10 protein-coding genes are annotated in these 11,040 nt (G+C 72.3%); 1 reads left to right on the top strand and 9 read right to left on the bottom strand.

The window, feature by feature from the left end; genetic code table 11:
- Positions 1-14: 14 nt before the first annotated feature.
- Positions 15-716: a DUF5995 family protein gene (locus tag ACIRS4_RS12595; protein ID WP_404193894.1), complete on the top strand. Its 702-nt coding sequence runs from the start codon at positions 15-17 to the stop codon at positions 714-716.
- A gap of 19 nt (positions 717-735) precedes the next feature.
- Here the strand turns inward: ACIRS4_RS12595 and ACIRS4_RS12590 are convergent, their stop codons facing one another.
- The 9 genes from ACIRS4_RS12590 to rpe all read right to left on the bottom strand — a co-directional run bounded on the left by ACIRS4_RS12590 (position 736) and on the right by rpe (position 10,976).
- A complete protein-coding gene (locus ACIRS4_RS12590) occupies positions 736-2,433 on the bottom strand; it encodes a flavin monoamine oxidase family protein (protein WP_404193892.1) in 1,698 nt (565 codons plus the stop codon).
- Positions 2,434-2,492: 59 nt separating this feature from the next.
- A complete protein-coding gene (locus tag ACIRS4_RS12585) occupies positions 2,493-3,281 on the bottom strand; it encodes a carbon-nitrogen hydrolase family protein (protein WP_404193889.1) in 789 nt (262 codons plus the stop codon).
- Positions 3,282-3,466: 185 nt separating this feature from the next.
- Entirely contained in the window at positions 3,467-4,717 is a 1,251-nt protein-coding gene (locus ACIRS4_RS12580; RefSeq protein ID WP_404193887.1) for an MFS transporter, read from the bottom strand.
- Between the two features lie 258 nt (positions 4,718-4,975).
- A complete protein-coding gene (locus tag ACIRS4_RS12575) occupies positions 4,976-5,428 on the bottom strand; it encodes an Lrp/AsnC family transcriptional regulator (protein ID WP_404193884.1) in 453 nt (150 codons plus the stop codon).
- A gap of 10 nt (positions 5,429-5,438) precedes the next feature.
- Positions 5,439-6,926: an amino acid permease gene (locus tag ACIRS4_RS12570; protein ID WP_404193881.1), complete on the bottom strand. Its 1,488-nt coding sequence runs from the start codon at positions 6,924-6,926 to the stop codon at positions 5,439-5,441.
- A gap of 288 nt (positions 6,927-7,214) precedes the next feature.
- On the bottom strand, positions 7,215-8,654 hold the full coding sequence (locus ACIRS4_RS12565; RefSeq protein ID WP_404194038.1) for a GuaB1 family IMP dehydrogenase-related protein: 1,440 nt from the start codon (positions 8,652-8,654) through the stop codon (positions 7,215-7,217).
- 132 nt (positions 8,655-8,786) lie between these two features.
- A complete protein-coding gene (locus tag ACIRS4_RS12560) occupies positions 8,787-9,092 on the bottom strand; it encodes a barstar family protein (RefSeq protein ID WP_404193879.1) in 306 nt (101 codons plus the stop codon).
- A 76-nt stretch (positions 9,093-9,168) separates the two neighbouring features.
- On the bottom strand, positions 9,169-10,212 hold the full coding sequence (locus ACIRS4_RS12555) for a sugar-binding transcriptional regulator (protein WP_404193876.1): 1,044 nt from the start codon (positions 10,210-10,212) through the stop codon (positions 9,169-9,171).
- Positions 10,213-10,289: 77 nt separating this feature from the next.
- Positions 10,290-10,976: a ribulose-phosphate 3-epimerase gene (gene rpe / locus ACIRS4_RS12550; protein ID WP_404193873.1), complete on the bottom strand. Its 687-nt coding sequence runs from the start codon at positions 10,974-10,976 to the stop codon at positions 10,290-10,292.
- Between the last annotated feature and the right edge of the window lie 64 nt (positions 10,977-11,040).

Raw genomic sequence — 11,040 nt, 5'->3', positions numbered from 1 at the left:
GCGACCCTTCCCCCATGCCGCACTCGGAACAGTTCGCCCCACTCGTCCCCCCGGCCGCCGCCGCTCTCGACGGGGTGCTCGCCCGGATCCGCGACCTTGACGCGACCCTGCCACCACGGGACGGGGTAGCGGTCTTCAACCGGGTCTACCTGGCCGTCACACAGGAGGCCGAACGGCGCGCCGGCACAGGCCTCTTCACGACCCCCGGCACCGCCGACACGCTGGACGTCCGGTTCGCCGAGCGCTACCTCACGGCGGTCGACGCGGACGTCCGCGGCCGCCGCCCGCCGGCCTGCTGGCGCCCGCTGTTGCAGTTCCGTCGCCATCCCGGCGTACGGCCCCTGCAGTTCGCGCTCGCGGGCATCAACGCGCACGTCGGCCACGACCTCGCGCTCGCCGTCGTGGACGCCTGTCGTAGCCTCGGCTGCGAACCGGCGGACCTGGAGGACGAGTTCGACCGCGTGGGCGATCTCCTCGTCACGCTGGAGGAGCGCATCGGCGAGGAGCTGACTCCGGGCCCCGATCTTCTGCGGATCGCCGATCCGCTCACCCATCTCCTGGGCTCATGGAGCCTGGAGCGCGCGCGGGACGCCACCTGGTCCACGGCCCGCGCCCTGTGGGCCCTGCGCCGGCTCCCGGACGTCGCCGGGGAGTTGACCGACCGCCTCGACGCGGCGGTCGGCTTCGCCGGCCGGATGCTGCTCACCCCGCTGTGAGCCCGACCGACAACACTCCTCAGTCCTCGGGGAGTTCCACCGGGGCGATCTCGTCGTACAGGTCGCCCGGGCCCGGGTTGGTCGCGTCGGTCGCCCCGCCGAAGTGGTGCATCACACCCCAGACCGCGTTCAGCGCGGTCTGCACGGCGCCCTCGGCCCAGCCCGCGGTCCAGGAGATGTCGTCGCCGGCGAGGAAGATGCCCCGCTTGTCCTCGGGGAGCCGGTCCTGCATGAAGTGGGTGAACAGGCGCCGCTGGTAGCGGTAGTGGCCCGGCAGGTTGGCCTTGAACGCGCCCATGAAGTAGGGCTCGTTCTCCCAGGACACCGTCGCCGGGTTGCCGATGACGTGCTTCCTGATGTCGACGTTCGGGTAGATCTCGCCGAGCGACTTCAGCATGACCTCCATCCGCTCGTTCGCGGACAACGGCAGCCACTTCAGGCTGTCGTCGCACCAGGTGTACGACAGGCAGATCACGGCGGGCTTGTCGGGGCCGTCGTCGAGGAGGTAGGTCCCGCGCGTCATACGGTCGGTGAGCGTCATCGACATGACGTCACGCCCGGTGCTCGCGTCCTTGTCCAGCCAGAACGGCCGGTCGACGGGCACGAACAGCTTGCTGGACTCCATGTAGTGGGTGCGCTCGATCGCCGTCCAGTGGTCGATCGGGAACAGCGAGTCGTCGCAGGCGATCTTCGACAGCAGCATCCAGGACTGGGCGGTGAAGATCGCCGCCCGGTAGGTGCGGATGTCGCCGCCGGCGTCCGTCACCGTGATCCGGTTGCCGGCGGTGCGGTGCAGCCGGGTCACGGCGGGACGGGGCTCGCCGCCCTCGTGCAGGCTCGCCAGCGAGGTGCCGTACGGCCAGTGGACGATCTTCTCCGGCTCGCGCTCCCACAGCCGCAGCGGAAGCTGCTGGCTGCCCCCGACGATGCCGCGGTGGTGGTCGTCGGCCTCGGTGTAGACGACGCGAAGGATCTCCAGGATGGAGTTGGGGAAGTCGGTGTCCCAGCCGCCGGTGCCGAAGCCGACCTGGCCGAAGATCTCGCGGTGGCGGAAGGACTTGAACGCCTCGGAGTCGCAGAGGAAGCCGTAGAACGTCTGGTTGTCGAGCTTCTCGACCAGCTTCGACCAGATCTCGCGGATGCGCGGCACGTCCCGCTCGCGCAGGGCGCGGTTCATGTCGCTGAAATCGGCGCCCTCCTCGAGGCACTTCGCCCAGGCGTCCGCCACGTCCCGGTAGACCTGCGGGAGGTCGTCGATCGTCTCGGCGTAGTGGGACTCGCCCTTGAGGTCGACGACGGTCGAAGGCGTCACCTCCGCGAGGGGGTTGGGGAACGGGCGGGTCTGCAGACCCACCAGGTCGATGTAGTGCTGGAGCGCCGTGGAGGACGGCGGGAAGCGCATCGCTCCCATCTCGGCGGTGAGCGAGGGGTCGCAGCCCTCGAAGCCGACGGTGCGCAGCCGGCCGCCGATGCGGTCGGCCTCGTAGACGACGGGCTTGAGGCCCATCTTCATCAGCTCGTACGCGGCCACGATGCCGGACAGTCCGCCGCCGATGACCGCGACCTCGCCGCCGTGCTCGGTCGCCGGTATCTGGCCGAGCCCCGCCGGATGGGCGAGGAAGTCGTCGTAGGCGTACGGGAAGTCCGGGCCGAACATGGTGATCGGCGGCTGCTGCGCGTCGGTGTGCTCGACGGCGTTGGGCACCGTGGACGTCATGGGGTGCGGACTCCTTGCGGCGGGGAAGAGCGGAGGGGCGGGGGCGGCCGGGGGCCGGGTCAGACCAGGGAGCCGTAGAGACCGGGGCGGCGGTCTTGGAGGTAGGGGTTCGCCTCGCGGGAGGCGGCGAGGAAGGCGGGGTCCACGTCGGCGAACACCAGTTGCTCCTCGCGTCCGGCGCGGGTGCGGGCGACGCCGTCGGGGCCGGCCAGCGTGGACAGCCCGACGAACTCGAACTCCCCTTCCACACCGACGCGGTTGACGTACGCGACGTACATCTGGTTCTCGAAGGCACGCACCGGGATCATCGACTCGGCGACGAACTGGAAGGGGTGCATCTGCGCCGTCGGCACCACCAGGAGGTCGGTGCCGGCCAGGGCGTGGGCGCGGACGTTCTCCGGGAACTCGACGTCGTAGCAGACCAGGAGGCCGACGGTGAGGCCGTTCAGCTCGGCCTGGACGACCTGCCGCCCGCCGGGGGCGAAGTGGTCGCGCTCGAAGCAGCCGAAGAGGTGGGTCTTGCGGTAGCCGGCGAGACGGGCGCCGTCGGCGGAGATCAGCTGGACGGAGTTGTGGACCGTCGTGCCCTCGCGCTCCGGGTAGCCGTACGCGACGGCCAGCCCGTGCCGGCCGGCGATCTCGGCGACCGCGTCGGCCGAGTCGCCGTCGGCGGGCTCGGCGAGACGCGCGATGTCGTCGCCGATCGCGTACCCGGTGAGGAACATCTCCGGTGTGACGAGCAGCCCCGCGCCCGCGTCGGCGGCCCGGCCGGCGGCCTCGTCGAGGACCTTGAGGTTCTCGGCGACCGAACCGGGCCGGCCGGAGCTCTGGAGCAGGGCGGTGCGCATGCGTGATCCTCACCGGGGGCAGGGGTGATTGTGGGGGCCACGTAGAAGGTACGGGCGTCGCCCGCGGCGGAACAAGAAGCACCCGTTGCGCGCCGACCAGCGGTTCGTTGCGTCGACCACCGGCCGCGCGGCGATTCGTTGCACGCGCGGCGGGAGGCGTGACCTGCAGCGCCCTCGGGCCGGCCTCACCGCCGTGTGGCGAGCACCGCCGCCGTCAACAGGTACGGCACCGCGAACAGCGCGAACGTCGTGGTGTGGGCACCGGTGGAGGTGAGGGCGGTCGCGTACGCGGCGTAGACGGCGATGGTGGTCAGCTCGGTGGCCAGGCCCGCCAGCGAGGTGACGGTGGCCCGGCCGGTGCTCTCGATACGCCGCTGGAGACGGGCGTCGGCGAGCACCGTCGCCAACTGGAAGCCGCCGAAGGCCGCGGCCACCAGGGCGATCCCGGCCGGCGTCCCGGCGGCCGCGCCGACGGCGAGGGCGAGCGCGGAGACCGCGAGCAGCGCGGCGAGCCCCTTGGGCGCGCTGCCCAGGCGTTCGGCCGGCCCGGCGAGCAGGCTGCCCGCCGTGACACCCGCCCAGATCACCACGAGCACGTAGGGGACGGTCGCGTCCGCCACGCCCGTGTCCCTGGCCAGCAGGGGGGTGTACTCGTCGAGCGCGCCCCAGACCGCCCCGGCGGCCGGGACGAGCAGCAGCGCCCCGCGCACGGAGCGGTCACGACGCACCTCGCCGAGCCCGGCCCGCAGGGCGGCGGACCAGCCGGTCTCCGGCGCGTCGCCCGCCCGGAAGCCCGGACCGGAGGCCGGACCGGAGGCCGGACGTCCCGCGTCCGGTCCGGGGCCGGGGACGCGGTGTTCGGGGAAGCGTGTCGCCGTCGCGGCGCAGAGCAGGCAGGCCAGGACGCTGGCCGCGCCGACGGCCGGGTAGCCGTGGGCCGCGAAGACCGGGCCGGCCGCCGCCATGGCCGTCATCGCGGCGGCCTGTCCGGCCGCATGGGCCCGGCCCATGACCCGGGCGTACCGGTCCGCCGCGCCGAGCCGCTCCAACTCCTCGTAGACCAGGGCCTCCAGCGCCCCGGAGGCCAGCGCGCCGCGCGCGCCCCACAGGACGAAGCCGAGCGCGAAGGCCCAGTACGAGGGGAAGAGCACCCACAGGGCGAAACCGGCCCCGCCGAGCAGCGGGCCGAGCCACAGCAGGGTCCGGCGGGAGACAGCGTCCGCCCAGGCGCCGGAGGGGACCTCCAACAGCACACCGGTCGCCGACCACAGGACGAACAGCGAGGACATCTGCCAGACGGACAGCCCGGTGTCGGCGAACAGCAGCGCGTACACCGGGTAGAGCAGGACGAACTCGTCGAGGAACGCGTAACCGTAGAGCGTGGTGGTGAGACGGCGGACGCCGGCTGCGGGCACGCGCGCGGAAGTGAGTGTCATGGGGCCTTCCCGTGGGAGCGGTTCGGACGTCGTGGGCACGGCGTCCGAGGCGGCCCTCGGGAGGCTTGAGCGGTGGATCAATGTCGCCAGGTCATGGCACCGATGCTAGCCCCGTCCGGCCCGGCGGCCGAGCGAGTTTCCTCAGGCGCCCCGCACCGACGCCGGCGCCCGGCACTCCGGCTCCGGCCTCGCCGGCGATCCGGCCCGGCGGCCGGCGCCGCCGTTTCGGCCCGACGCCCCCGCCCGGCGGTCCGGCGTTCAGGCGGGCGACCCCGACGAGAAGCGTCTCAGCAGCGGGGACAGGACCAGCACCGACTTGGTGCGTTCCACGAAGGGCTCGCCCGCGATGCGCTCCAGCACGCGTTCGAAGTGGCGCATGTCGGCCGCGAAGACCTGGGCGACCGCGTCCGCCTCCCCGGTGACGGTGGAGGCGGCCACCACCTCCTGGTAGCGCTCCAGGCCCCGCTGGATGGTCTCCGGGGAGGTGTTGCGCCGGCAGTAGATCTCGACGAACCCCTCGGTCTCCCAGCCGAGCGCCGCCGGGTCGACGCGGACGGTGAAGCCGGTGATGGCCCCGGTGGCGCGCAGCCGGTCCACGCGCCGTTTCACGGCGGGGGCCGAGAGGCCGACCAGCTGGCCGATGTCCGCGTAGGAGCGGCGGGCGTCCTCGGCGAGGGCGTGCACGATGCGTTCGTCGAGATCGTTCAGCACGGCGGTTGGTTCACTTCACTTCTGACGCAGCTGACGCTGCTGGCGGTGCGAGACGGGAGCGGCGGTAGCCGTAGAGGAAGTAGAACACGAGCCCGACGGCCATCCAGACCCCGAAGACCACCCAGGTGACGGCGGACAGGCTGCCCATCATCCAGACGCAGAGGGCGAAGCCCAGCGCGGGCAGCAGCGGCGACAGCGGGACGCGGAAGGTACGGGGCATCTGCGGGCGCGTCCGGCGCAGGACGACGACGGCGACGTTGACCAGCGCGAAGGCGAACAGGGTGCCGATGCTGGTGGCGTCGGCGAGCTGCCCGAGCGGGACGGCCGCCGCGAGGACACCGCAGAACAGGGAGACGATCAGCGTGTTGGCGCGGGGCGCGCCGGTCCTCGGGTGGACGCGGGAGAACACCTTGGGCACGAGCCCGTCGCGGGACATCGCGAAGAGGACCCGGGTCTGGCCGTAGAGCACGGTCAGGACGACGCTGGCGATGGCGACGACGGCGCAGAACGCCAGCAGGGTGCCCCAGAAGGTCTGCCCGGTGACGTCGCGCATGATCTGGGCGAGCGCGGCCTCGGAGTCGGTGAAGCTCCGCCAGGGCCGGGCGCCGACGGCGACGGCGGCGACGAGGACGTACAGCGTCGTCACGATGACCAGGGAGAGCATGATCGCGCGGGGCAGGTCGCGCTGGGCGTTCTTCGCCTCCTCGCCGGCGGTGGAGGCGGCGTCGAAGCCGATGTACGAGAAGAACAGCGTCGCCCCGGCCGCGCTGACGCCCGTCATGCCGAGCGGCATGAAGTTCTCGTAGTTCCCGGAGCGGAAGCCCTGGACTCCGATCGCGCAGAACAGCACCAGCGCGGCGATCTTCACCACGACCATGACGGTGTTGGCGCGGGCGGACTCCCGGGCCCCGCCGAGCAGGAACGCCATGGCGAGCAGGACGACGATCAGGGCGGGCAGGTTGAACACGCCGCCGTCGCCGGGCGGGGCGGACAGCGCGGCAGGGATGGTGACGCCGAGGGTCCCGTCGAGCAGTTCGTTGAGGTACTCGCCCCAGCCGACGGCGACGGCGGCCACCGACACGCCGTACTCCAGGACCAGGCACCAGCCGCAGACCCAGGCGATCAGTTCGCCCATCGTTGCGTACGCGTACGAGTACGAGGAGCCGGCGACCGGGATGGCGCCCGCGAGTTCGGCGTAGGACAGGGCCGAGAACAGGGCGGTGAGGCCGGCGATCACGAAGGAGAGGGTGACGGCCGGGCCGGCCTTGGGGACGGCCTCGCCGAGGACCACGAAGATGCCGGTGCCGAGCGTGGCGCCGATGCTGATCATGGTCAGCTGCCAGAGGCCGAGGGAGCGCCGCAGGGCCCCTCCCTCGCCCTGGCCACCCTCGGCCACCAGGCGTTCCACGGGCTTGCGCCGCATCAGGCGGGCGGCCGGACCCGGGGGCGGCGGTGCGGCCTGGGTGCGGTCGTCGGGGGGTGCGCCATGGTCGAGCACGCTCTGACTCCTTCGTCGCTGCCTCTCGACGCGAGGGGGACGGGCGGGCACACCTGCACCGGGCAGGAACCCACCGAGCGGGGTCCCCGCCACGCCACGTACAGCGCACGACACTATGACCAGGGACGTCGCAGGTGTAATGCAGCAACCATGCGCACACACGCAAGTTCGTTGCGTTCACGGCGGCAGGATGCGCATTCATTGCGGGACGCACGCCCGAGGGGGCACGGGGAACCGCGCGACCAGCCACGATCGCCCCGTACCCGGCTTCCGGCCCCACCTGCGGAGCTACCAGCTGGCGTGCAGCGGCTTGCCCTCCGCGTAGCCCGCAGCGCTCTGGACGCCGACGACGGCGTTCTCGGCGAACTCCGCCAGGGAGCCCGCGCCGGCGTAGGTGCAGGAGGAGCGGACGCCCGCGATGATCGAGTCGATCAGGTCCTCGACGCCCGGGCGGGCCGGGTCGAGGAACATGCGGGAGGTGGAGATGCCCTCCTCGAACAGCGCCTTGCGGGCGCGGTCGTAGGCCGACTCCTCGGCGGTGCGGTTGCGGACCGCGCGCGCGGAGGCCATCCCGAAGGACTCCTTGTAGGCGCGGCCGTCCGCGTCGTGCTGGAGGTCGCCGGGGGACTCGTAGGTGCCGGCGAACCAGGAGCCGACCATCACGTTGGACGCGCCGGCCGCGAGGGCCATCGCCACGTCGCGCGGGTGGCGGACGCCGCCGTCGGCCCACACGTGCTTGCCGTGCCGGCGCGCCTCGGCCGCGCACTCCAGGACGGCGGAGAACTGCGGCCGGCCGACGCCGGTCATCATGCGGGTGGTGCACATGGCGCCGGGTCCGACGCCGACCTTGACGATGTCGGCGCCCGCCTCGATCAGGTCCCTGACGCCCTCGGCGGAGACGATGTTGCCCGCGGCGATCGGGACCCGGGGGTCCAGGTCGCGGACCAGCCGGACGGCGTTGATCATCGACTCCTGGTGGCCGTGCGCGGTGTCGATGACGAGCGTGTCCACGCCCGCGTCGAGCAGCAGCTTGGCCTTCTCGGCGAAGTCGCCGTTGATCCCGACGGCGGCGGCGATCCGCAGCCTGCCCTCGGCGTCGGTGGCCGGCGTGTACAGCGTGGCGCGCAGGGCGCCCTTGCGGGTGAGGATGCCGGCGAGCCGGCCCTCGGAGTCCACGGCGGGGGCGTAGCGCCGGTTGCGGCGGTCGAGGGTGTTGAAGGCCTCGCGCGGGTCGATGTCCGCGTCGAGCAGCAGCAGGTCCTTGGACATGACCTCGCTGAGCTGCGTGAAGCGGTCCACGCCGGTGAGGTCCGCGTCGGTGACGACGCCGACGGGGCGGCCGTCCGCGTCGACGACGACGCCCGCGTTGTGGGCGCGCTTGGGCAGCAGGGCCAGCGCGTCGGCGACGGTCTGGTGGGGCGCGAGCACGATGGGGGTGTCCAGGACCAGGTGGCGGCTCTTCACCCAGGAGATGACGTCGGTGACGACGTCGAGGGGGATGTCCTGCGGTATGACGACGAGTCCGCCGCGCCGGGCCACGGTCTCGGCCATACGGCGGCCGGCGACGGCGGTCATGTTGGCGACGACCAGCGGGATCGTGGTACCCGTGCCGTCCGGTGAGCTGAGGTCCACGCCCTGCCGCGAGCCCACGGCGCTGCGGCTCGGCACCATGAAGACGTCGTCGTAGGTCAGGTCGTGGGCGGGCTGGATGTCGTTGAGGAAACGCACGTGCTGCACATCCCGGTCGATCAGAGGTGACCCCCGGGCAGGTAGCCAGGGGGGAAGAAGCACGTACTTCATTCTCCCACGGGGCCCGCGGCACGCCGCCCGGTCGGATCGTCCAGGGGAGCCGCCCCGCCGTTAGGAGGATCGTCCGAGGGCCAGCACCACGGAGAGGGCGGGCGCCTGGTCCACCGCCGAGGAGAACACCGCCTGCGCGATCTCCCACTCCTCCGGCCGCGCCTTCGCGTACGGCATCCAGTTCCGTACGACGACGAGCATGCCCTCGGTGTCGGGCCGGGCGGTCAGGTCGGTGAGGCTGTCGGCGAGGGCGTCCCAGTTGCGCCCGAACCGGTCGGGCAGCTCCAGGTCGCGGACGCAGCGGTCCATCAGGTCGGCCTTGTCCTCGACGCCGTCGAGGTCCAGCGTGAGCACGTGATCCGTCATCCAGGCACCGCCCTGCGCGAGTCGTGGTTCCGGCTCCGGGGACGGCCGGGTGGCCGCCCCCGTGACTGACGTTACGTCAGGAACCGTCGGGATCGGTGCGGTTGAGGGCCGGTTTCGGCATCGACCCGGCCGTCATCAGGTAGTCCGCGGCCGAGGTGTCCGTCACCAGGCTGGTGACGAGCCCGGACCGCAGCACCGCGTCGATCGCGGCCGCCTTGCGCTGCCCGCCCGCGATCGCGACGACCTCGGGGACGCGGCGGAGCTGGTCGGCCTTGACGGTGATGCACCGCTCGCCCAGGTCGCGCCCGACCCGGCGGCCCTCCGCGTCGAAGAGGTGCGCGGACATCTCGGCGGCGACGCCGAGCGAGGCGTAGTGGCCGCGCTCCTCGTCGCTGAGCATGTCGTGCACCGTGGAGATGCCCGGCTCCCAGGAGCCGATGGAGACGCAGGCGACCGTGACCTTGTCGAAGTACTCGAAGGCCCGGGCGATCCCGGTCTGGTGGCGCAGCGCCGCCGCCGTGGCGGCGTCCGGCAGCAGCATCGGCGCGTAGATGGGGTGCGCGTCGCCGCCGGACACCTGGGCCGCGCGGCGGACGGCCTCGACCGAGCCGCGCTCGGCGGTCCCGGCGTCGTACACGCCCGTCAGCTGCACCACCGTGCACGGCGGCAGCCGGTCCAGCGCCGCCGCCATGTGGATCGTGGAACGGCCCCAGGCCAGGCCCAGGACGTCCCCCTCGTTGACGAGTTCGCCGAGCAGGTCGGCGGCCACTTCTCCCAGGTTCTCCGGGTCGGGCGACTCCTCGACGTCTGCCGGGGACTCGACCACGACGGCGTGCCTGAGGCCGTAGCGGGCGCGGAGCGCGTCAGAGCGCTCGGCGTCCAGTTCGGCCGGCACACGGATCTCGATGCGTACGAGATCCCGTTCGAGAGCGGTTTCCAGGACCCGGGCCACCTTGAAGCGGCTGACGCCGAACTCCTCCGCGATCTGGATCTTGGACTTGCCCTCGAGGTAGAAGCGGCGGGCCATGGCCGCCGCCTGCACCAGCTCAGCGGGTCCCATCCGCATGGCTGACCGGCCCGCCGACATACCCGACACGGCGATCTCCTCACTGCTGTTCACACTTGGATACGCCGTTCATCCTTGCAGATCCGGCGCACTCGATCAGTCCCGATGAAAGCCGTTCACGTACCTGTGGCTCAGTGGTCGCACGCCCAGGAGGCCTTGGCGGTGGCCGCTTCCGCCTGCGTGCGCAATGCACGTACCGCTTCGGCCGGGTTCTCGGCGCCGTAGACCGCCGACCCGGCCACGAACACGTCGGCGCCGGCTTCCGCGCACCGCTCGATGGTCGAGGCCGAGACGCCGCCGTCCACCTGGAGCCACAGCTGCAGGCCGTGCTTGCCGATCAGCTCCCGGGTGCGGCGGATCTTGGGCAGCATGATGTCGAGGAACGCCTGTCCCCCGAAGCCCGGCTCCACCGTCATGATCAGCAGCATGTCGAGCTCGGGCAGCAGGTCCTCGTACGGCTCGATCGGCGTGGCGGGCTTGAGCGCCATGGACGCGCGGGCGCCCTTCGCCCTGATCTCGCGAGCCAGGCGCACGGGCGCGGCGGCCGCCTCCACGTGGAAGGTGACCGACGAGGCGCCCGCCTCGACGTACTGCGGGGCCCAGCGGTCGGGGTCCTCGATCATCAGGTGGCAGTCCAGCGGGGTGTCCGTCGCCCTGGCCAGGGACTCCACCACGGGCACGCCGAGCGTGAGGTTCGGGACGAAATGGTTGTCCATGACGTCGACGTGGAGCCAGTCGGCTCCCTCCGCCGCCTTCGCCTCGTCCGCGAGGCGGGCGAAGTCGGCGGACAGGATGCTGGGGTTGATCTGCGCGGCCATGCCTCCAAGCCTGCCATGCCCTCCAGGGGTTGGCGGCACCGGTCCGGTCGCTGACCCCGGTGGG

The sequence above is a fragment of the Streptomyces sp. NPDC101166 genome, from assembly GCF_044768125.1.
Taxonomy (GTDB): Bacteria; Actinomycetota; Actinomycetes; order Streptomycetales; family Streptomycetaceae; genus Streptomyces.
Note: the sequence above shows the minus strand (reverse complement) of the source record. Positions and strands in the feature narration are given on the sequence as shown.

What these genes read in the sequence shown, in the direction of transcription:
- ACIRS4_RS12595 (WP_404193894.1), top strand. Translation starts at nt 15, where the DNA reads ATGCCGCACTCGGAACAGTTCGCCCCACTCGTCCCCCCGGCCGCCGCC.
- ACIRS4_RS12590 (WP_404193892.1), bottom strand. Translation starts at nt 2,433, where the DNA reads ATGACGTCCACGGTGCCCAACGCCGTCGAGCACACCGACGCGCAGCAG.
- ACIRS4_RS12585 (WP_404193889.1), bottom strand. Translation starts at nt 3,281, where the DNA reads ATGCGCACCGCCCTGCTCCAGAGCTCCGGCCGGCCCGGTTCGGTCGCC.
- ACIRS4_RS12580 (WP_404193887.1), bottom strand. Translation starts at nt 4,717, where the DNA reads ATGACACTCACTTCCGCGCGCGTGCCCGCAGCCGGCGTCCGCCGTCTC.
- ACIRS4_RS12560 (WP_404193879.1), bottom strand. Translation starts at nt 9,092, where the DNA reads ATGACGGATCACGTGCTCACGCTGGACCTCGACGGCGTCGAGGACAAG.
- rpe (WP_404193873.1), bottom strand. Translation starts at nt 10,976, where the DNA reads ATGGCCGCGCAGATCAACCCCAGCATCCTGTCCGCCGACTTCGCCCGC.